The organism is Vibrio sp. 10N.239.312.C11, assembly GCF_041466065.1.
Taxonomy (GTDB): domain Bacteria; phylum Pseudomonadota; class Gammaproteobacteria; order Enterobacterales; family Vibrionaceae; genus Vibrio; species Vibrio tasmaniensis_A.
In genome coordinates this window covers 78,170-100,928 of record NZ_JBFSRZ010000004.1, presented here as the reverse complement: position 1 = coordinate 100,928, position 22,759 = coordinate 78,170, and the positions used below count along the sequence as shown (strand labels likewise).

17 protein-coding genes are annotated in these 22,759 nt (G+C 45.6%); 7 read left to right on the top strand and 10 right to left on the bottom strand.

Going from position 1 to position 22,759, the window contains the following annotated elements:
* Nucleotides 1–51 precede the first annotated feature (51 nt).
* Nucleotides 52–399: a RidA family protein gene (locus tag AB6D07_RS03245; protein ID WP_017103620.1), complete on the bottom strand. Its 348-nt coding sequence runs from the start codon at nt 397–399 to the stop codon at nt 52–54.
* Nucleotides 400–486: 87 nt separating this feature from the next.
* On the opposite strand from AB6D07_RS03245, the gene AB6D07_RS03240 reads away from it, so the two are divergent.
* Nucleotides 487–735, top strand: a complete 249-nt coding sequence (locus AB6D07_RS03240) for a DUF3624 domain-containing protein (RefSeq protein ID WP_029223035.1) — start codon at nt 487–489, stop codon at nt 733–735.
* 255 nt (nt 736–990) lie between these two features.
* Here the strand turns inward: AB6D07_RS03240 and argH are convergent, their stop codons facing one another.
* From argH to argC, 4 genes are all read right to left on the bottom strand, one after another.
* Nucleotides 991–2,865, bottom strand: a complete 1,875-nt coding sequence (gene argH, locus AB6D07_RS03235) for an argininosuccinate lyase (RefSeq protein WP_017103622.1) — start codon at nt 2,863–2,865, stop codon at nt 991–993.
* 347 nt (nt 2,866–3,212) lie between these two features.
* Nucleotides 3,213–4,424: an argininosuccinate synthase gene (locus AB6D07_RS03230; RefSeq protein WP_009848894.1), complete on the bottom strand. Its 1,212-nt coding sequence runs from the start codon at nt 4,422–4,424 to the stop codon at nt 3,213–3,215.
* 113 nt (nt 4,425–4,537) lie between these two features.
* Nucleotides 4,538–5,326, bottom strand: coding sequence for an acetylglutamate kinase (gene argB, locus AB6D07_RS03225; RefSeq protein WP_017061138.1), 789 nt, complete (start codon nt 5,324–5,326; stop codon nt 4,538–4,540).
* A gap of 12 nt (nt 5,327–5,338) precedes the next feature.
* Nucleotides 5,339–6,343: an N-acetyl-gamma-glutamyl-phosphate reductase gene (gene argC, locus AB6D07_RS03220; RefSeq protein WP_017103623.1), complete on the bottom strand. Its 1,005-nt coding sequence runs from the start codon at nt 6,341–6,343 to the stop codon at nt 5,339–5,341.
* Between the two features lie 153 nt (nt 6,344–6,496).
* Here argC and argE point away from each other — a divergent pair, with 153 nt between their 5' ends.
* From argE to AB6D07_RS03205, 3 genes are all read left to right on the top strand, one after another.
* Nucleotides 6,497–7,633: an acetylornithine deacetylase gene (gene argE / locus AB6D07_RS03215; protein WP_009848891.1), complete on the top strand. Its 1,137-nt coding sequence runs from the start codon at nt 6,497–6,499 to the stop codon at nt 7,631–7,633.
* Between the two features lie 251 nt (nt 7,634–7,884).
* Entirely contained in the window at nt 7,885–10,521 is a 2,637-nt protein-coding gene (ppc, locus tag AB6D07_RS03210; protein WP_017103624.1) for a phosphoenolpyruvate carboxylase, read from the top strand.
* 347 nt (nt 10,522–10,868) lie between these two features.
* Nucleotides 10,869–11,408, top strand: coding sequence for a PadR family transcriptional regulator (locus AB6D07_RS03205; protein ID WP_009848889.1), 540 nt, complete (start codon nt 10,869–10,871; stop codon nt 11,406–11,408).
* A gap of 123 nt (nt 11,409–11,531) precedes the next feature.
* Here the strand turns inward: AB6D07_RS03205 and metF are convergent, their stop codons facing one another.
* From metF to AB6D07_RS03190, 3 genes are all read right to left on the bottom strand, one after another.
* Complete coding sequence (gene metF / locus AB6D07_RS03200) at nt 11,532–12,431, bottom strand: methylenetetrahydrofolate reductase (protein ID WP_009848888.1); 900 nt, start codon at nt 12,429–12,431, stop codon at nt 11,532–11,534.
* 339 nt (nt 12,432–12,770) lie between these two features.
* The gene (locus AB6D07_RS03195; protein ID WP_017103626.1) at nt 12,771–15,182 is read right to left on the bottom strand and encodes a bifunctional aspartate kinase/homoserine dehydrogenase II; all 2,412 of its coding nucleotides are present in this window, start codon (nt 15,180–15,182) and stop codon (nt 12,771–12,773) included.
* A 2-nt stretch (nt 15,183–15,184) separates the two neighbouring features.
* Nucleotides 15,185–16,366, bottom strand: coding sequence for an O-succinylhomoserine (thiol)-lyase (locus AB6D07_RS03190; protein ID WP_029223036.1), 1,182 nt, complete (start codon nt 16,364–16,366; stop codon nt 15,185–15,187).
* Nucleotides 16,367–16,574: 208 nt separating this feature from the next.
* On the opposite strand from AB6D07_RS03190, the gene metJ reads away from it, so the two are divergent.
* On the top strand, nt 16,575–16,895 hold the full coding sequence (gene metJ, locus AB6D07_RS03185) for a met regulon transcriptional regulator MetJ (protein ID WP_004729686.1): 321 nt from the start codon (nt 16,575–16,577) through the stop codon (nt 16,893–16,895).
* A 232-nt stretch (nt 16,896–17,127) separates the two neighbouring features.
* Here the strand turns inward: metJ and AB6D07_RS03180 are convergent, their stop codons facing one another.
* Entirely contained in the window at nt 17,128–18,417 is a 1,290-nt protein-coding gene (locus AB6D07_RS03180; RefSeq protein WP_009848885.1) for a malic enzyme-like NAD(P)-binding protein, read from the bottom strand.
* 320 nt (nt 18,418–18,737) lie between these two features.
* The gene (rpmE, locus tag AB6D07_RS03175) at nt 18,738–18,956 is read right to left on the bottom strand and encodes a 50S ribosomal protein L31 (RefSeq protein ID WP_009848884.1); all 219 of its coding nucleotides are present in this window, start codon (nt 18,954–18,956) and stop codon (nt 18,738–18,740) included.
* 330 nt (nt 18,957–19,286) lie between these two features.
* Between rpmE and priA the strand changes: the two genes are divergently transcribed.
* Together priA and cytR are read left to right on the top strand one after the other, a co-directional pair.
* Nucleotides 19,287–21,488, top strand: coding sequence for a primosomal protein N' (gene priA, locus AB6D07_RS03170; protein ID WP_017103628.1), 2,202 nt, complete (start codon nt 19,287–19,289; stop codon nt 21,486–21,488).
* A gap of 240 nt (nt 21,489–21,728) precedes the next feature.
* Nucleotides 21,729–22,733 carry a DNA-binding transcriptional regulator CytR gene (gene cytR / locus AB6D07_RS03165; RefSeq protein ID WP_017103629.1) on the top strand — a complete coding sequence of 335 codons (1,005 nt, stop codon included), beginning with the start codon at nt 21,729–21,731 and terminating at the stop codon, nt 22,731–22,733.
* Nucleotides 22,734–22,759: the final 26 nt, after the last annotated feature.

The following is a 22,759-nucleotide window of genomic DNA, read 5'->3' as shown; positions in this document are numbered from 1 at the left end:
AAGGTATCTGGAATCTCTTGAAGCCATTGCGTCACTAAAAGCTTTAAGCAATTACTTCTCAGCAGCAATCACAGAGATCTCAACAAGTAGCGCTTCACGAGCCATATCACCCGTTACACATGCGCGAGCTGGAGCGTGACCTTCAGGAACCCATGTATCCCATACTGCGTTCATTTCTTGGAAGTCTTTCATGTCTTTCAAGTAAATCGTTGCTGACAGCATGTGCTCTTTATCGCTGCCCGCTTGCTCAAGTAGGGCTTCCACTTTATCTAGCATCGTTTGTGTTTGTTCTGTGATGTCTTTAGTTGCATCAGCACACACCTGGCCACATAGGTAGATAGTGCCGTTGTGTTTAACAATACGGCTCATGCGTTGTTTGGTTTCTTGGCGCTCAATCATCGACTTTCTCTCTCTGTGTCACCGTGATCCAATATCTTGTGACGTGTTATTATCAGGGCAACAAGCATAACGCGAATCAAACCTAAGATGACATGCATTCATTGCAATAAAAGTGAAAAAATCCGTAACAAACTCGGCCGCTGCCAACGTTGTATGAACCAACTGATGGTGTTGTCGATTTTAAGTTGGGGAGCGTGGTGGTTATTTTTCAAAGAAGACCCAAAAACCATCAATGCCATCGCGTTGATGATGGCCGCTTTCGCGTTCAGTGGGTTGTTGTGGTTGCATTGGATAATGAAATTTTTCGTGCTGCCTTTAAGGAACAAAAAGCGTTAGCTGGAAATCTTTACTGGATAAAGAGTAGTGATTAGAGACCGAGCTAAATAATCCGATAATTCGTCATAATTATCGAGCCATCATCATTTCCCAAACAGCAGATAGAAAAAAGCCCCAGAACCAATCGATTCTAGGGCTTTCTTAGAAAATTCTAAGAAAAAGCAGTGGTACTTTAATAGACCGGACTTTTCTTAGTTTGTTCCCAAAAAAGATCAGATTTTTGATCTTTTTTTTAGGGGCTATAAAATCAATGCTTTATGCAACATTCACCTTTGCGATGATCTGTTCAACCAAGTTCACTTCCAACGCCACTTCATCACATGCATGTTGGCGAGGACACTGATCACAATCTTTCAGTACCTTCTCAGGCAACAGAGATTTTGATGTTGGTAAGAAGTCATGCTTCATAAAGAACTCTGGGGTACGAGTCAGCACAAACACCTTCTTGATCGCTATTTGTCGCGCTTTATCAACCAAGTGCTGCACAATCGCGGTGCCCTGCCCTTGGCCTTGCCAACCAGCTTCAACACCTAACGAACGAATTTCCGCTAAGCCAGAGTCATACACATAGAGTGATGCACAACCTGTCACCTCACCATGATGCTCTGCGACGGCAAACGAACCAATATCACGCACCAGTTCATTACGAGAACGAGGTAGGTTTTCACCCATATTCGCCCAGTAGGCCACCATGCCTTCCAACGCTTCAATATCGGTCAGACGAGCAGAACGAACCTTAACGATAGAAGTATCACGCTGTGATAAACGCTTCTCTGCTTGGTCAACCGCGTAAGCCACTTGTTGTGGTGATACACCACCTAGCGCACTACGTTTTTCAAGACACGACTCAATGGTCAGGATGTCATACACATCCTCTTCAATCACCTCAGAGAACTCTTTCATCTCCGCGATGGTTAATTCTTCTAATGCGCAGCCTTTAGCAATCGCAGCAACTACCGTCACACCAACAATATGGTGAGCTTCACGGAAAGGAATGCCTTTCGCTACTAAGTAATCAGCCAATTCTGTTGAGTTCGCATAACCTTGCTTCGCTGCTTCAAGTGTACGTTCGCCGTTCACTTTAATGCCATCAAAACAAAGAGCAGCCATTTCCATACAATCATTCCAAGTATCTAAAGCGTCGAACAGACCTTCTTTATCTTCTTGCATGTCTTTGTTGTACGCCAAAGGCAGAGCTTTTACAGTCATCATCATTGCAGCTAATGAACCGTACACACGGCCAGTTTTGCCACGGATTAGCTCTAGCGCATCTGGGTTTTTCTTTTGTGGCATCAGAGATGAACCTGACGTCACTGTATCGGCTAACTCGATGAAGTTCGATTCACCCGAGTTGTAGAAAATCATATCTTCTGCAAGACGTGAAAGGTGAAGCATAGAAATAGATGCAATCGACATCAGCTCCATCACATGATCACGGTCAGATACTGAATCTAGAGAGTTACGCGTTGCACGATGGAAACCTAAGTTGTGAGCTAACTCTTCACGGTCCATCGGGTAAGCAGTTCCAGCAAGGGCACCAGAACCCAGCGGACATGTATCTAGACGCTTAATCGCATCATTCAAACGAGAATAATCACGCTCAAGCATTTCAACGTAAGCCAAGCACCAGTGAGCAAAAGTTACCGGCTGAGCACGTTGTAAGTGAGTGTAGCCAGGAAGTACGGTTTCTTGATGCTGAGAAGCGACGTTCACCATTTGGCTTTGTAGGCGATCCAATGCAAGTAGCAGTTGGTTACCTTGCTGACGACACCATAGTTTAAGGTCTGTCGCCACTTGGTCATTACGAGAACGGCCAGTGTGAAGTTTTTTGCCCAAGTCACCGACTTTGCCGATAAGTTGTTGCTCGACCCAGCTGTGAATATCTTCTGCATCAGAACGTAGAATCTGTTCAGGATCTTCCATCACCTCAAGTTTTAGCTCATTCAACGCTAACTCAAGCTTCTGTTGCTCTTCTTCGGTTAATACGTTGACCGACAGTAGAGCTTTAGACCAGGCAATTGAGCCCACAATGTCTTGCTCAGCCAATCGGTAATCAAAACGAAGAGAATCGTTAAAATCTTTAAACCGGGTGTCTGCTGCTTGGGTAAATCTACCGCCCCATAATGCCATTGTGTATCTCCTAATTGCACAGTGCTCACTGTTTTTGCAAATGATAATTCTGATTAAAATTCAGTATTTTTCTGATGGTTTAAACTTACGGCAATTCAAAATGAAAATAAAGTATTAATTCATTATTTTCACATATTTATTCACCAATGATTTAATCCACTATTTATTTTCAGCGTGATTCGCGAATTATATGCCATTCAATGATAAAAACCGAAGCTGATTTATTAGGCTAATAGATAGAAAAAAGCCCATTCACTAGTCAATAGTGGATGGGCTTTGCATAATAATGTCTATTTGCTAACCTTCCGTTATTCGTAAAAGGCTAGCTTACTAACTCATGGTTAGGATTACTTTTGACTATTCAGAGCACGGATACGGCTTGATAGCGAGTAAAGACGGATAAAGCCTTCAGCGTGGCTTTGGTCGTAAACTTCATCTTCACCAAAGGTTGCAAACTCTTCTGAGTACAGGCTGTTGTCAGAACGCTTCTGAGTCACCGTTGCATGGCCTTTGTAAAGTTTGATAACCACTTCACCATTTACGTCTTGTGCTAGTTCATCTGTTGCCGCAAGAATTGACTTACATAGCGGAGTGAACCAACGACCGTCGTATACAAGGTGAGAAGCTTTAACACCTAGCTCTTCACGGAATTCGAATGCCGCTTTATCAAGAACCAGTTGCTCTACTGCACGCAGTGCTTCCATCATGATTGTGCCACCTGGAGTTTCGTAACAACCACGAGACTTCATGCCAACAAGACGGTTCTCTACGATATCGATACGACCAACACCGTGCTTCGCACCCTTCTCATTTAGGTAAACCAGTGCGTTGTATGGCGTCATTGTTTCGCCATCAACCGCTACCACTTCACCTTTTTCAACTTTAAGCGTCACAGTTTCAGATTCGTTTGGCGCTTGCTCTGGGTCTACAGTCCAAGCCCAGCAATCTTCATCCGGTGCGTTCCATGTATTTTCTAGCACGCCGCCCTCTGTAGATATATGCCATGCGTTTGCATCACGCGAGTAGATCTTAGTAAGAGAAGCCGTACAAGGGATGTTACGTTCAGCTAGGTAATCTAGACACTCTTCACGGCTCACTAGATCCCATTCACGCCAAGGTGCAATTACGTGTAGATCCGGTGCTAGTGCAGCAAATGCGCCTTCAAAACGAACTTGGTCGTTACCCTTACCTGTACAGCCGTGACACAGTGCGTCTGCACCGACTTTACGTGCAACCTCAACCTGAGCTTTCGCGATAATTGGACGAGCCATCGAAGTACCTAGTAGGTATTTACCTTCGTAGTAAGCGCCAGTTTTTAGCGTTGGGTAGATGTAGTCAGCCACCATCTCTTCTTTAAGGTCTGCGATGTAGCACTCAGATGCACCAGAAGCTTTTGCTTTCTCTTCAATACCAATCAGCTCTTCATCGCCTTGGCCTACATCTGCAACAAATGCGATAACTTCGCAATCATAGTTCTCTTTCAACCATGGAATAATTACTGATGTGTCTAGACCGCCAGAGTAGGCTACTACAACTTTCTTTACGTTAACTTTGCTCATTTTCTTTCTCCTAGTTTCCATACTGCACATGGCGGTCAGCGTTGGAAATGACTTCATTATTATGTGTTAAATTTATTTGTCTAAATTCTTTAAGTAGTAACTCGTTGTGAGGTCTACTGAGGTAAAAACTGCGTTCCTATGCTTTTACCTGAAAACAGTTGTGTTAGCTTTTCTGGGTATCGCCAAGTGGCAACTTCGATTGGTCGCCCAAGGTCGTTAGCGGCTTCTAGTGCGGCTTGAACCTTAACGATCATGCCATCGGTAATCACTTTGCCTGTAATAAGGTCATCAGCTTGTTGTTGATTAAGGCTTGGAATCAGGTGACCTTTGCCATCCAACACACCGCTTACATCAGAAAGCAGTACCAGTTCAGCATCAAGCGCGCCTGCAACGGCAACCGCAGCTTGGTCGGCATTCACATTCATCAGTTGGCCTTGCTCAGTCAGACCAATTGAGCTAATGATTGGCAGTGCGCCCGCATTAAGAATCGCTTGCAGAACGGTTGAGTCGCCCGGCTCCGCTTTTCCTACCGCGCCCAGTTCAGGGTTCAGTTCGCTCACTTTGCATAAACCACCATCTGCAAGGCTCAAACCAACGGCATTGATACCGTCTTTAATTGCCTGACCTTGAAGTAGTTTGTTGGCCGTGCCCGCTAGCGCGCCAGCGATAACAGGGATCTGATCATAAGGAGTAACACGTAGCCCCTCTTTCTTAACGGTTTCGAGGTTCAACTTATTCATCAAATCATCAACAAGGTAACCGCCGCCGTGAACAATCACGATTGGTCGCTGTGCCTGTTGTTGGTAAGCTGAAATCGCACCAAATAACTTGCTAAGTGTTTCACCACAAGATAGCGCAGCGCCACCTAACTTTATGATTAATGGTTGATTATTAAGGCTCATATCTAGATTTCCTTACACTAACGCAGTTAATGGCGCAAAACCATAACGTAAATTTAAACACTGCATCGCTTGGCTAGATGCACCCTTTAATAAGTTATCAATCGCTGAAACAACGATGATGTGCTGACCTTGTACCTTCCAGCCTAAATCGCAGAAAGGTGTCTGTTCTACATCTTGAATTCTTGGCAATGTCTCTTCGAGCAATCTCACAGCTGGCTTACCTTGATAAGCTTGCTCGAAGGCATCTTGTATCTGTTGTTCTGCCACACCGTCAGCCAGTTTCATGGTAATGGTCGCTAAAATGCCACGCTTAAAGTTGCCGAGGTGCGGGGTGAAAATCACATCACGTCCTAAATGTGCGGCCATTTCAGGTTGATGACGGTGATTGAAGACGCCATAAGCTTGCAGGCTCACTTCGCAGAAGCTGTTAACCATGGTCGCCTTGCGGCCTGCACCAGTCACACCGCTGGTTGCATTAATCACTGGCCATTGGTTCTCATCAAGTAGCTTGGCTTCAACCAAAGGCTTAATCGCCAGTTGTGATGCCGTTGGGTAACAACCCGCTACCGCAACAAGCTGAGCTTCTTTGATTTCTTGTTCGTTCCATTCCGCTAAACCGTAAGCCGCTTTGTCTAGACATTGCTCGTGTTGATGTTCAAAACCGTAAAACTCTTGATAGAAGTTTTCACCTTTAACTCTGAATGCACCCGATAGGTCGAAGACTTGGCAATCGTTCTCTAGAAAAATGGGCGCTAGGTCGTGACTGACTTCGTGTGCCGTTGCTAGAAAAATCACATCAGACTGTTTAGCCACTTCTTCCGGATTTGTTAAAGGTTGTACTGGCATATCAATCAGGCCAGCTAACTTACCGTGCAGTGCAGCGATAGGTTTGCCCGCATCTACACTATTGGCTGAGACATATAAACCTGATAGCGTGAGCTCAGGGTGTCTGTTTATCATTAGAGCCAGTTCTGCTCCTGTGTAGCCGCTTGCACCAATGATCGTGGTTTTCAACATCTCAACACATCCATTCTTGAGGTAAGTTATATTTCAAATTTGACTATTCATACTTAATTTTTAGCTATATTTGATTTCTTATGCATTAAATATGATTTAATATGTGTTTTACCGACTTATGGTTTTCCTGTCAATAGTAGAAGTGAAGATATTATGCAATTACCGAGTTTCCTTGAGGTCTATAAAGGCCTAATTTCCACCGACTCCATTAGCTCAACAGATCCAAGCTGGGATCATGGCAACGAGAAAGTGATCGAAAAAATGGCTCAATGGTTTAAAGACGTAGGCTTTAGCGTTGAGGTCGTGGAAGTCGAACCCGGCAAGCATAATATGGTCGCAAAGATGGGTTCTGGCGAAGGGGGCTTATTGCTTGCAGGACACAGCGACACCGTGCCATTCGATGAAGGACGTTGGAACTTCGACCCTCACGCATTGACAGAACACAACAACCGCTTCTACGGATTAGGCACCGCCGATATGAAAGGCTTTTTTGCCTTCGTTTATGAAGCTGCTAAGAAAATGGATTGGAGCAAGCAAACCAAGCCGCTTTATGTTTTAGCTACGTGTGACGAAGAAACCACTATGCTAGGTGCACGTCATTTCACTGAAAATGCGCCGTTTAAACCGGACTACTGCATTATTGGTGAACCGACCAGCCTAGTGCCTATTCGCGGTCATAAAGGTCACGTCGCTAATGCTGTGCGAGTAACGGGTAAATCAGGTCACTCTTCTGATCCTGCATTAGGCGTTAACGCCATCGAGATCATGCATGAAGTGCTGTTTGCTTTAATGCAGCTGCGTGACAAGTTAGTCAAAGAGTACCATCACCCGGGTTTCGCGATTCCAAGCCCGACTCTAAATCTTGGGCATATTCACGGAGGAGATAGTGCTAACCGAATCTGTGGTTGTTGTGAATTACACTACGACGTTCGTCCTTTACCGGGCATCAGCTTAGATGGTTTGGATAACATGCTACGCAGCGCGCTCAAGGAAGTAGAAGCAAAATGGCCGGGCAGGATTGAGATTACTCCCCTGCATGAGCCGATTCCGGGTTACGAATGTCAGCACGATCATCCATTTATCGGTGGCATGGAATCAGTGTGTGAAACCGAATCTCAAACTGTGAACTATTGTACTGAAGCACCTTTCCTTCAGGAGTTATGTCCAACCTTAGTGTTAGGCCCAGGCTCAATCGACCAAGCTCACCAACCGGATGAGTTCTTAAGCTTCGATTTTATTGACCCTACAATTGATGTTCTGAGTAAATCGATCCGTAAATATTGTTTCTAGTTATTACTTTCCTTCCGATATTTTCATATAAAAGCCACCCGAAAAGGTGGCTTTTATTCTGTTATCCCTGACACAGCCCGATCTTGTAATTAAATTTCACTTTTTCCCTAAGTTTTGAAAAATTTACTTCTCCCGCATTTTTAAACCTAATAATTGCAAACTTAGAATGCTTTATTTGACTAGATACAGCACTTTTCGCTAGATTGTGTACTTAACAAGGAACAATGGATGTAATTTTTTTACGAGGCAGGATGACAATGAACGAGAAATACGCCGCTCTCAAGAGTAACGTAAGCATGCTGGGACGCTTGCTAGGTAACACAATCCAAGATGCACATGGTGACGTTATCTTAGAGAAAGTGGAGACTATCCGTAAACTTTCCAAATCCGCCCGCGCAGGCAACAAAGCTGACCGTGACAGCCTAGTTGAAGAAATCAAAAACCTGCCGAACGAACAACTCACTCCTGTTGCTCGTGCATTTAACCAATTTCTCAACCTCACCAACATGGCAGAGCAATACCATACTATCTCTCGCCACTGTGAGGAGCATGTTTGTGAACCAGATGTGCTGCAATCTCTATTTTCCAAATTAAATCAGAATGACATCAGCAAGCTAGACGCGGCTCAAGCCGTTCGCGACCTGAACATTGAACTCGTTCTGACTGCACACCCAACAGAAATCACTCGTCGCACCATGATCAACAAGCTGGTAAAGATCAACGAGTGTCTGTCTAAATTAGAATTAAGCGACCTATCACACAAAGAGCGCGTGAAAACCGAACGCCGCCTAGAGCAACTGATCGCTCAAGGTTGGCACTCTGATGTAATTCGTCAGCAGCGCCCAACGCCACTTGATGAAGCTAAGTGGGGCTTTGCGGTTGTCGAAAACTCACTTTGGGAAGCTGTGCCTGATTTCCTACGTGAAATGGATGGTCGATTAAAAGGTTACCTTGGTGAAGGCCTGCCAATTGATGCGCGCCCTGTTCATTTCTCATCTTGGATGGGTGGTGACCGCGATGGTAACCCATTCGTAACGCACACCATCACTAAAGAAGTACTGCGTCTGTCTCGCTGGAAAGCCGCTGATCTATACCTAGGTGACGTGAACGAGTTGATTACCGAACTGTCGATGACCAAGTGTAATGATGCCGTTCGTGAATTGGCTGGCGATGAGCACGAAGCTTACCGTGCAATCCTGAAGAGCCTACGTACTCTGCTCAACAACACGCTAGAAGTGCTTGATGCAAAACTGCACGACGCAGAAGTACCGAAGAAAGAAACTCTCCAGAACATAGACCAACTTTGGACACCACTTTACGCATGTTACCAATCACTGCACGAATGTGGCATGGGCGTAATCGCGGACGGTTCTCTACTTGATACGCTACGCCGCCTAAAAGCATTCGGCGTGCATTTGGTTCGTCTCGATGTTCGTCAAGAAAGTACTCGTCACTCAGATGTGCTATCTGAATTGACTCGCTACCTAGGCATTGGTGATTACGACCAATGGAGCGAGCAAGATAAGGTTGCTTTCTTAACCAATGAATTAAGCTCAAAGCGCCCACTGTTACCACGCGACTGGGAGCCATCTGAGCAGGTCAAAGAGGTTTTAGACACCTGTAAGGTCGTTGCTGCTCAACCTCGTGAAGCCTTTGGTGCTTACGTGATTTCTATGGCTCGTACTGCCTCGGATGTATTGGCTGTACATTTGCTTCTACAAGAATGTGGTTGCCCGTACCGCATGGACGTATGTCCATTGTTCGAAACGCTAGACGACTTGAACAACTCAGAAGCCGTAATGAAACAGCTAATGAGCATCGATTTATACCGTGGCTTTATCCAGAACCACCAAATGGTGATGATCGGATATTCTGACTCAGCTAAAGATGCCGGTGTAATGTCTGCAGGCTGGGCGCAATACGATGCAATGGACAAGCTAGTTAAGGCTTGTGAAGAAGAAGGCATTGAATTGACTCTATTCCACGGTCGTGGTGGTACGGTTGGTCGTGGTGGTGCGCCAGCGCACGCAGCTCTTCTTTCTCAGCCACCTAAAAGCTTGAAAGGCGGCTTACGTGTAACTGAACAAGGCGAAATGATCCGCTTTAAACTTGGCTTGCCAGATGTTGCAGTTAATAGCTTCAACCTATACGCAAGTGCTATTCTAGAGGCGAACCTTCTGCCACCACCAGAGCCAAAACAAGAATGGCGCGACCTAATGGAAGTGCTGTCTGAAGTATCTTGCGAAGCTTACCGCAACGTCGTTCGTGGTGAAGAGAAGTTTGTTCCTTACTTCCGCCAAGCGACGCCAGAGCTAGAGTTAGGCAAATTACCTCTTGGTTCTCGTCCTGCGAAACGTAACCCGAACGGCGGCGTAGAAAGCTTACGTGCGATTCCATGGATCTTCTCATGGAGCCAAAACCGCTTGGTACTTCCAGCTTGGTTAGGTGCAGGTGAAGCGATTCAATACTCTGTCGATCAAGGCCATCAAGCGCTACTTGAAGAGATGTGTCGTGAATGGCCATTCTTCTCTACTCGTCTAGGTATGTTGGAAATGGTGTACTCGAAGTGCAACATGGAAATTGCGAAGTACTACGACCAACGTCTTGTTGATAAAGAACTACTGCCGTTAGGTGAGTTACTGCGTGAACAACTGCAAAAAGACATCAAAGCGGTGCTGAATGTAGAAAATAACGAGAACTTGATGCAAAGCGACCCTTGGGGACTTGAGTCAATTCGTCTACGTAACATCTATGTTGAGCCACTAAACATGCTTCAAGCGGAACTGCTTTACCGTACTCGTAAGTGTGAAACACCACCAGCAGAGCTAGAAGAAGCGCTAATGGTGACAATTGCAGGTATTGCAGCAGGTATGCGAAACACTGGTTAATTAGTGATTCCATCTACAAAAGAAACAAAAGGTCGCCATTGGCGACCTTTTTGTTTTGCCAAACGACCACTAGTGAGTATTTTGTCAGTTTTTTGGGTTATTTTGTCCATGTATTCTACTTTATGCTTATTATTTAGATATACTACTGCTCCGCTGCAGAAACACTCCAAAATAATAATCTGCGGCACTCGACCAATAAACTGGTCAACCTAGGTGATAAACGGCTTTGTAAGGTGACATAACCAACGATTGAGTTGGTGCTACTTGAACATAACCAATATAACGTGCCATAGAAGCACACTTGTTGTTCAAGTATTTGTTTACTGTTTACCATTTGGATTTCAGACATGTCATTACCACACGTAATTTTAACCGTTTTAAGTACACGCGATGCTACTGGTTACGATATCACAAAAGAATTCTCCGCAAGCATTGGTTACTTCTGGAAAGCTAGCCACCAACAAGTTTACCGCGAGCTAAATAAAATGGCTCAGAACGACCAGGTAACTTGCGTACTTGAGCCTCAAGAAGGCAAACCTGATCGTAAAGTTTACTCTATCACCGATGCTGGCCGTGGCGCGCTAGGTGAATGGTTTGAACAACCAACTGCACACCCAACAGTTCGTGACGAGTTCTCAGCTAAGTTAATCGCTTGTGCTGTACAACCTTCTGATGCGTACCGTGTACAACTTGCTGAACTAGTAGAAGAGTCTCGCAAACTGGTTTCTCACTACAAAGAAATCGAAGCGGCTTACTACGCAACGCCATCTACACTAGATAAGCAAGCACGCCTAGAGCGTCTAACGCTTCGTCGTAACCTACTGATCCGTGAAGCATGGATTGTATGGGCTGACGAAGTACTGCTTGAACTTGGCGCTCTTGCTTAAGTTAAACTAGAAGCTAGAAGCTAGAAAAGCAAAAGGCTTGAACTCTTAGAGTCCAAGCCTTTTTTGTATCTATAGGATTTGAAATGTTACTACCAGAAGCTTTTACAAGCGCTTGGGCTTTACTTACAGCGCAGCAACCTGTGGGCGAACACCTAGCGTATGGCAAAGTGCATAAGTCATTTCTGCACGGTTTAGCGTGTAAAAGTGGAAATCTTTCACACCTTCACGGCTTAGCGTACGAACCATATCGATCGCTTGGCTAGCACCGACTAACTGACGAGTTGTTGGATCATCATCCAAGCCTTCGAACTGCTTCGCCATCCAACCTGGTACTTTTACGTTATTCATCGCAGCAAAACGAGACGCTTGCTTGAAGTTAGAAACCGGCAAGATACCCGGCACAATCTCTACGTCAACGCCAGCCGCCACACAACGGTCACGAAAACGTAAGTAGCTTTCGACATCGAAGAAGAACTGAGTGATTGCACGGTTTGCACCCGCATCCACTTTACGCTTTAGGTTAATAAGATCAGATTGAGCGCTTTTTGCTTCAGGGTGAACCTCAGGGAATGCCGCTACTGATATATCAAAGTCGTGACGAGATTTAAGCAGCTCGACTAAATCAGACGCATACATATCTGGCGCACCACCGCCTGCTGGAATATCACCGCGCAACGCAACAATACTTTCAATGCCATTTGCCCAGTAATCGTCGGCAATTTGAATCAGCTCTTCGCGGCTAGCATCAATACACGTTAAGTGTGGTGCAGCAACTAAGCCTGTTTGGTTCTTAATTTCTTTAATGATTGAGTGGGTACGATCACGCTCACCCGAGTTTGCACCATAGGTTACTGATACAAATTTAGGTTGAAGTGTTTTAAGACGGTGAACAGAATTCCACAGGGTCTCTTCCATCTTCTCACTGCTTGGTGGGAAAAATTCAAATGACACATTGATGTTGTCAGAAAGCTCTGCAATATTCTGATTTAAAGCGTCGATATGACTTGCGTGTGTGTATCCCATCTTACTCTCCCTGTGGCAAAAGCAACCACTAAATAATCTCAAATCCCTAGCGACGTTTAGACGTCTATATGTCTCCAGAATGAATTGAATACGATTTAATGTCAACAGATCCATTATGAATTTTTTTCAAGTAGATAGTGAGAAAAGCTCAAGCCGATAGGTGGGTCGCAAAGAAGAAATAATGTAGAAAAAAGGCTGAAAACACATCGTGCTTTCAGCCTTATTTATCTTAGTGGATAGTATGCTATTTACGCATTTAAACAATTAATCTGAGTATTAAAGCAATTGATCTGACTATTAAGCCAATCGCTCTAAGTATTAAACCAACCGCTCTAAGTATTAAAACAGGCTAGACATTCTGTTTAAATCAGACTGAATTGCACCAGCTGTCACTTCACGACCAGCACCTGGGCCACGAATAACCAATGGATTATCTTTGTACCATTTGCTCTCAATCGCAAAGATGTTGTCGCAAGGCAGTAAGTTCGCCAGAGCGTGTTCTTTAGATAACGCTTCAACGCCTACCGTTGCCTTACCATTCTTCTCTAAACGCGCTACGTAACGAAGAACCTTCTGTTGAGACTGCGCTTTCTCTAAACGCTCGGCCAACTCTTCACTCAGTACAGAAGCTTTATCAAAGAAGTCATCCACTGACAGATCTTGTAATTCTTCAGGTACCAATGATTCTACTTTGACGTTTTCAGGCTCAATATCTAAACCCGATTCACGCGCCAGAATCACTAGCTTACGCATCACGTCAGAGCCATCGAGGTCAGCACGAGGATCCGGTTCCGTCAGGCCTTGTTGCCACGCTAAATCAACCAACTCGCTGAATGACACCGTGCCATCAAACTGTTGGAATAACCAAGATAGAGTGCCCGAGAATATACCTGACAGAGCAATAATATCGTCACCGCTTTCGCGCAGGTCACGTACCGTGTGGTTAATCGGTAAGCCGGCACCCACTGTCGCATTGTACAGCCAATGACGGCTTATCTTAGCGAAAGCATCTTGTACCTGATGGTAATACTCGCTTGATGCAGAGCCTGCCACCTTGTTAGCTGAGATCAGGTGGATACCTTGTTGTGCAATTTGCAGGTACTTTGCTGCAAGCAGAGGGCTTGCGGTGACATCGAGTACTACAGCTTCATCGTAACCCTGAATAGAACCCAAACGCTCTAACCAGTCGTTACCATTGTTGGCAATCGCTTCGTCATCAAAGCGTTTACCAACTGAAGTCGCATCAATGCCTTGATCGTCGAACCAATAAGTTTGGCTATCAACAACCGCAACCAATTCAAAGTTCATCCCACGGCGCTTTTCAAGTTCAGCCTTTTGTTCAGCAAACAAGCTTAACCAACTTGAACCAATGTTGCCCTTACCACACAAGGCAATCGCAACACGCTTTTGCGCTTGGAACAGTTGAGAGTGAATGCCTTTCACTAGGCTTGATGTTTCACTCTTACGAATCACAGCCACCAAGCTTAAGCCAGAGTTCGCTTCTGAAATGAACTCAACCGGCGAGCTCTTAAGCTGCTGGTAGAAACCGTAGCAATGGTTCGGGTTCTTAGTCACACCAGCACCCACTGCTGCAATTAGAGAGAAACCTTCTTTGAGCTTAATTTCCGCTTCAATCGCGTGATCTTGTAGATATTCTAAAGCGCCACCAGCGATCTCTTCTGTATAAGCAAGGCGCAAACAGTGCTGATCGGGTTCAAGCTCATAAGCAAGCGGCTCAAGTTGAGCGCGCTTAAGCCCTTCCAGTACTTCACTTTCTAGACGGTCAAAATCATGACCGTGACCAAAAGTCAGCTGCACGATCAGAACTTCATCCAGAGAGGTAATGATTTTTGCGCCACGACCCGATGCCAGTACACGCTCTATCTGTGTAGAGCCAGCCTCCGGCTGGTAGCTGCAGCGCAAGCTGAGATCCATAGCACTTTGAGCCACAGGCTGTAGCGTTCGGCTATGGAGCACTGGAGCCGCCAGACGAGCGAGTTCACTCGCTTCATCAAGGCGAAGCAGAGGCAGTAAACACGCATCCGAAACCAAACGAGGGTCAGCGCTGTATACGCCCGCCACGTCACTCCAAATCGTCACACGTTCAACTTCAGCCAAGGCGCCAATCACAGTTGCTGAGTAATCCGAGCCGTTACGACCTAGCAGTACTGTTTCACCTTCGCAGTTCTGAGCCATAAAGCCCGTAATCACCACTCGGCAATGCGTATGCTGAGCCAAAACTTCTTTAATCAGAGGATAAGAACGCGCGCGATCCACTTCGGGTTGAGCACCCGCTTCTGCACGTAAAAAGGCACGCGCATCTTGAGCAACTGCTTGTAAGTCATGTTGGCACAACAGAGCAGCTAACAAACGTGAAGACCAAACCTCACCGTGTCCTAACACCTGTGCTTTTTGCGATTCGCTTAGAGGAGCAGTTAGCTCACCTAAAGCAGTAAATTCTTGTTGAATAGTGGCCGTTAGCTGAGCCGCAGACTCACCTTCAAGCAGCGCTTCAATCAGCTCAAGCTGGAACTGACGAAGGGTTTGTAGACATTCATGCGCAATACGACCATCTTTGTCGAGCGCTTCAACAAACTCAATCAAGCGGTTAGTTGTTTTACCCGCAGCCGATACCACGACCAAGTCAGTAGCTGACGAGTATTCTCTAAGAATATTGACCACGCGTTGGTAACACTCAGGGTTCGCTAAACTGCTGCCACCAAATTTATGTAGCTGGCGAAAGGTTGTCATTATTAAACCTCCCCTTCTGCGATAAAGCCTTGTGTTTTTTCAAACGCTTGCTTGAGATCATCAATCAAGTCTTCTGCATCTTCAAGGCCAACAGAAAGGCGCAGTAATTGTTGAGAAACACCCGCTTCTGCTAATGCTGCTTCGCCCATAGCACGGTGAGTCATCGACGCTGGGTGACAAATCAGGCTTTCAACACCGCCCAATGATTCAGCCAAAGAAAATAGCTCTAATTTATCCACAAAATATTTAAGTGCTTCAAAAGATCCCGAAAATTCAAAGCTCAGCATGGAACCAAAGCCCAACTGCTGTTTCTTCGCGATCTCGTGACCCGGATGTTCAGGAAGGCTTGGGTGGTAAATCGTACCCACCAGATCTTGTTGTTGCAGAGCCGTCAGAATTTCACGTGAGCTCTCTTCGTGAACGCGCATACGTGCACCTAGCGTACGAATACCACGTAGCGTCATGTAGCTATCAAATGGTGTGCCGGTTGCACCAATACAGTTACCCCACCATGCTAGCTCTTCAGCGTGCTCTTCTGTCTTAGTAACTACAACACCACCAATGACATCTGAGTGTCCGTTGATGTATTTAGTGGTTGAGTGGATAACAAAATCCGCACCCAGCTCTAAAGGCTTTTGGAACACAGGCGTCAAAAACGTGTTGTCGACAGCAACCAGAGCACCTACTTCTTTCGCTTTACGGCAAGTTTCTGCAATATCAACCACACGAACCAATGGATTCGATGGCGTTTCGATTAAGATCAACTTTGGCTTAAGCGCGATCGCCGCATCTAGTGCAGCTTGATCCGATTGATCAACAAATAGAACTTTGAAGTCACCTTTGAGCGAGCGTGTGTTAAACAGACGGTAAGTACCGCCATAGCAGTCGTGCGGTGCAATAATAAGATCATCGCCACCTAAGAAAGCGGATACCCATAAGTTAAGTGCCGACGTACCACAGTTAGTGACAACCGCGCCTTTGCCTGATTCAAGCTCAAACAGTGCCGTTTCTAATAGACCGCGGTTTGGGTTACCAGAACGGGTATAATCATACTTTGGCACTTCACCAAAAGCGGGAAACCCATAGTTAGTCGAAAGATAAATAGGTGGGACAACGGCATGGTGTTGCGTGTCTGACTCGATGCCAGTACGTACTGCGATGGTTGCTGGCTTCCGGCTGCTCATAGGTGCTTCCTTACAAGTTTTGCGTCTGAGAATCACAGCTGCTTGTCGGCATTTTGTGGCTGTGTTAGATATATGTTACTCACTTTACTTTCATAAACGTGAGACGTCAACACTTCTGGACGTCTATATGTCTTTGCTTATGGCAGTAAATCCCGCTAAAATCAGCACTATTAATTTATTCTAACAACTAAAGTGATGAAGGTACGCAATGGCCGACTGGAATGGTGAATACATAAGCCCATATGCTGAGCATGGAAAGAAAAGCGAACAAGTAAAGAAAATTACAGTTTCTATCCCTCTAAAAGTGTTAAAGGTTCTTACTGACGAGCGCACTCGCCGCCAGATCAATAACCTACGCCATGCAACAAACAGTGAGCTACTGTGCGAAGCCTTTCTACATGCGTACACAGGCCAACCACTGCCAACGGATGAAGACCTTCGTAAAGATCGTCCAGACGACATCCCAACTGAAGTCAAAAAACTGATGACAGAGATGGGCATCGAGTTCGAAGCGTTTGACGAAGAATAAAAACAACTCAGTCACCGCCTTCATTATTGATTCGCTATAGCTGAACCCTATTTGTCACATCACCCACTACGTTATCTGTAGCTGCGCTGTGAATGATAGACATAAAAAAAACCGACTCCTATGAGTCGGTTTTTTATTATTCTTTTTCGCTCAATAGAGCAACAGCTACTGAGCTACTAAGCTACTAAGCTACTAAGCTACTAAGCTACTAAGCTACTAAGCTACTAAGGCATTAAGCCATATAGTTGGCAGGCATCTCAATTCGAGCAACGCCAGACTCAACAGCCGCTTCAGCAACTGCTTTTGCAACGCGAGGAAGCAGACGCGGGTCCATTGGCTTAGGAATGATGTAACCCTTACCGAACTCCAGTGCAGTCTCACCCGCAGCTGCCAGTACTTCAGCTGGAACTTCTTCTTTTGCTAGTTCACGAATCGCTTTAACCGCCGCTAGCTTCATTTCGTCATTGATTTCGCTCGCACGCACGTCTAGTGCACCACGGAAAATGAATGGGAAACAAAGTACGTTGTTTACTTGGTTAGGGTAATCACTACGGCCAGTACCCATGATTAGGTCAGAACGAACTTCATGTGCAAGCTCAGGCTTGATCTCTGGATCTGGGTTTGAACATGCAAACACAACAGGCTTATCAGCCATCAGCGTAAGTGCCTTAGCTGGTAGCAGATTAGGACCCGATACACCCAAGAACAGGTCAGCGCCTTCGATAACATCTTCAAGCGTGCGCTTGTCGGTGTTATTTGCGAACAGCTCTTTGTATTCATTCAAGTCATCACGACGAGTGTGGATCACACCTTTACGGTCAAGCATGTAGATCTTCTCACGCTGAGCGCCACACTTAATCAGTAGCTCCATACAAGCGACCGCTGCTGCGCCAGCACCTAAACAAACGATCTTACACTCTTCCAGTTTCTTACCTTGAAGCTCGATCGCGTTAAGCATACCCGCTGCCGTTACAATCGCAGTACCGTGTTGATCATCATGGAAAACAGGTACATCACAACGCTCAATCAGGCGACGCTCGATTTCAAAACAGTCTGGTGCTTTGATGTCTTCTAGGTTAATACCACCAAATGTATCTGCGATATTCGCAACCGTATCAACGAACTCATCGATTGTGCGGTGTTTTACTTCAATATCGATAGAATCTAAACCAGCAAAACGCTTAAACAGTAGCGCTTTACCTTCCATAACTGGTTTAGAAGCAATAGGACCAAGGTTACCTAAGCCAAGAATTGCAGTGCCGTTAGAGATAACTGCAACCATGTTGCCTTTACCTGTGTACTTATAAACGTTATCGACATTCTGTGCGATCTCGCGAACAGGCTCAGCTACGCCAGGGCTGTATGCCAGTGCTAGGTCTTCTGCAGAGTTTGCAGGCTTCGTCAGTTCTACGGCAATTTTGCCTGGAATTGGGAACTCATGATAATCAAGAGCTTGCTGACGGAATTGTTCTTGAGGCGATAATTCTTGAGGGGATTGATCTTGGCGGCTGTCTTCAGACATAGGTGTAGGTTCCTAGGATATTATTATTTGGGGGATCTTGTTCATGTTAATGGATGTACTTCAAAGTTCCTAGGCGGTTGAAGCATCTGTATCATTAAAAAACGAGATTTCACTACTAATAAGACCAGTGGGCAGTTGAAATTACTGTCGCCTGCTCAACTTTAGAGCGAATTTCGAGGAAGGAGTGTTGGGGTAAGTGATGAAATAAAATTTACGCCAGTAACCTAGATCTAATAATGAAATACGATTCAGTATTTTTTCAAATTTCAGGCAACAAAAAAGGACACCGAAGTGTCCTTTTTATGTCTAAATAGCGAGAATTACTTCTTGCTAGAAAGAGCACCGAAACGCTTGTTGAAGCGATCAACACGGCCGCCTGTATCTACGATACGTTGCTTACCAGTGTAGAACGGGTGACATTTGTCACATACGTCTAGGTGGATTGATTCTTTTGCTAGCGTTGAGTTGAACTCAAATGTGTTGCCGCAAGAACAAGTTGCAGAAACTGCTTTGTATTCTGGGTGGATACCAACTTTCATGGGAAAACCTCAATTAGGCCGCGTCGCCATCCGATTCTAAGCCGGACACCACACGTAGTTAAAAAATAAATAAAGACACCGCTGTATCACTAAACCGCGATAAAGCCATACCTTTAAGGCGCAGTATAGTAATGAATCTGTGAGGTAGGATCAACTGATTTGATACATTTTTCACCAACACCGTCCTTAAACCTTCTATTAAGCGTTATTTTCTGGCTCCAGTAGCATTCAAGCCTCAAGTAAGCTCTGTCATCTAAACTGCTCCTCGAATTTAACGCCCTTATCCATTAGACTGTTCGCTCTCGTCAACTCAGATAAAGCCGTCCCTTTATGCGTCCAATGATTGCCCGTGTGGCACTGCCTGTTCCACTCGACAAGCAGTTCGATTACAAGATTCCTAGCCACCTATTTCCGATTATTGGCGGTCGAGTCTCTGTGCCTTTTGGACGACAAACCTTAACAGGCATTGTTACGGCTCTGGTTAACGAATCTGAATTCGAGTTAGACAAACTCAAGCCCATTAAAGCCTTACTAGACAACCAACCCGTTTGGCCGGAATCGGTCTACTCACTCTTGGTATGGTGCAGCCAGTTCTATCAGTATCCACTAGGTGAAACCTTGGCCAACGCACTACCAAGCGCCTTACGAAAGGGCAAAGCGGCCGATTTCGCGACGCTTGTTGAATGGCAACTGACCCCGTCAGGTAGAGATCAACTGATGCAGGGCTTTGGCCGTGCCGTCAAACAAGCCAAAGTAATGCACATGCTTGAGCACGGCCCAGTTCCCCATCAAGAATTCATTGATGAAGAAGTGGGCAGCGCGGTACTTAAGACGTTGGAAGAGAAAGGCTGGGTTGAATCAGTAGAGAAAAAGCCGAAGCGCCAACCGTGGCCAGTTGAGCTCGAAAACGATCAAGATAAGCCAAAACTCAATGAAGAACAGGCTATAGCAATAGCGACAGTAAATAGTCAAACCGACTTTGGTTGCTTCTTGCTAGAGGGTGTAACTGGCTCAGGTAAGACCGAAGTCTACCTGAATATGATCAAGCCGATTCTCGACCAAGGTAAACAAGCGTTAGTGTTAGTGCCCGAGATCGGTCTAACCCCTCAAACGATTAACCGCTTTAAGCGACGCTTTAATGTTCCAGTTGAGGTTATCCATTCTGGTTTAAACGATTCTGAGCGACTAAATGCTTGGTTATCGGCGCGTGATAAAATAGCGGGCATTGTGATCGGTACTCGTTCAGCTCTGTTCACACCGTTCGCGGATCTGGGCATTATTATTGTCGATGAAGAGCACGACGCCTCTTATAAGCAGCAAGATAGCCTACGCTACCACGCTCGTGATGTTGCCATCATGCGTGCTCATAAAGCGCAGATTCCGGTTGTGCTAGGCTCGGCGACTCCGGCCTTTGAAACGCTGCACAACGCTCAGATCGGTAAATACAGCTACCTCACCCTGACCTCTCGTGCAGGTGTCGCGCTGCCGACCACCAATAAAGTGTTGGACGTTAAGGGTGAATATCTAGAAAGTGGCTTATCTGCGTCGTTGATTGCTGAAATGCAAAGACACCTCAAAGCAGGCAACCAAGTGATGTTGTTCCTCAATCGTCGTGGGTTTTCTCCCGCATTAATGTGTCACGATTGTGGTTGGACAGCGGAATGTAAGCGTTGTGATGCCTACTACACCTATCATCAATACAGCAATGAGATGCGCTGCCACCACTGTGGCTCGCAGCAGCATATCGTGCATCATTGCCAAGGTTGTGGTTCAGCGAATCTAGTAACAGTGGGGGTTGGTACCGAACAGTTAGAGGCTCAACTGGGTCAACTATTCCCTGAATACAAAACCATCCGTATTGACCGAGACAGCACTCGCCGCAAAGGCAGTTTAGAAAGCGCGTTAGAATCGATTCGTAAAGGTGAATACCAAATTCTGATTGGTACACAGATGCTTGCTAAAGGGCATCACTTTCCAGATGTGACACTTGTGGCATTGCTGGACGTTGATGCCTCTTTATATAGCAGTGACTTCCGCGCCTCTGAGCGATTGGCCCAATTGTTTACTCAAGTCGCCGGTCGAGCAGGACGAGCCAGTAAGCCGGGGGAAGTGATCTTACAAACTCACCATCCAGAACACGGCTTATTACAGGCATTACTGCACAAAAACTACAACCACTTTGCTCAGACTGCATTAGCAGAGCGTAAACAAGCGATGTTGCCGCCTTATACCTTCATGACTCTGTTTAGAGCGGAAGCCAATGACACTCGCTTAGTGGAAGAGTTTTTGCGTCAAGTACGCCACACATTGGAATCGCATCCGTTATTTGACCAATATTGTATGGTGCTAGGGCCAACCCCTGCACCACTAGCCAAACGAGCAGGTAAATCTCGTTGGCAGCTTATTTTACAAACACAGACTCGCTCGTTGATGCAAAAGCTATTAATGAGCGCCAAGCCAGCAATCAATATGTTACCTGCTGCGAAAAAAGTCCGTTGGTCACTCGATATTGAGCCGCAAGATCTGAGCTAAACCCACTTGGGTTAAAACTAATGATAAGTTTTTTCACAAATATTTCATATTTCTCGTGAGCAACTTCACACTAGTCATGTGATTTTTGTTAATCTAGCCGTAACTTTACATGGGTGAAACGAATAAAATATTGCAATAAAAAAAGTGTTAGCAACACTTTCACAATATCTATTCGATTACATTTATTATTCATGCCTTAGATACTTAGGCAGCAAAGGAATTAAAAAGAGGGTTTAATTTATGGCGACAATGAAGGATGTTGCCCAGCTAGCAGGCGTTTCAACAGCCACGGTATCACGTGCATTGATGAACCCTGAAAAAGTCTCGGTTTCTACTCGTAAGCGAGTGGAGACAGCAGTACTTGAAGCTGGATACTCACCCAATACATTAGCTAGAAACTTACGTCGCAACGAATCAAAAACCATCATCACTATTGTTCCTGATATCTGTGACCCTTATTTCGCCGAGATCATTCGTGGTATCGAAGATGCCGCAGTAGAAAATGATTACCTTGTTCTACTGGGTGATAGCGGCCAGCAAAAGAAGCGCGAGTCTTCATTTGTTAACTTAGTTTTCACCAAACAAGCCGACGGCATGCTACTGCTTGGCACTGACCATCCGTTTGATGTCAGCAAGCCTGAGCAAAAGAATTTACCGCCGATGGTAATGGCATGTGAGTTCGCACCAGAGCTTGAACTGCCTACGGTACACATTGATAACCTGACCTCTGCCTTTGAAGCGGTTAACTACCTAGCTCAGTTAGGTCATAAACGTATCGCTCAAATCTCAGGCCCAGTATCGGCAACGCTGTGTAAGTTCCGCCAACAAGGCTACCAACAAGCGCTGCGCCGCGCTGGAGTCTCTATGAATCCAGCCTACAGCACGGTTGGTGACTTCACCTTTGAAGCGGGCGCTCAAGCGGTTCGTCAATTGCTGGCTCTGCCTGAACAGCCAACCGCTATTTTCTGTCACAACGATGCGATGGCGATTGGTGCGATTCAAGAAGCGAAGAAGCTGGGCTTGCGCGTTCCTCAAGACCTATCGATTGTCGGCTTCGATGACATCCAATTTGCACAATACTGCGATCCACCGCTAACGACTATTTCTCAGCCTCGTTATGAGATTGGACGCCAAGCGATGTTGATGATGCTTGATCTACTGAAGGGCAACGATGTGCAAGCAGGTTCGCGTCTGCTTGAAGCTAAATTGGTGGTTCGAGGCAGCACAGCGCCACCTCGAATGTAACCCTCAGAAATACCCTTATAAATCTG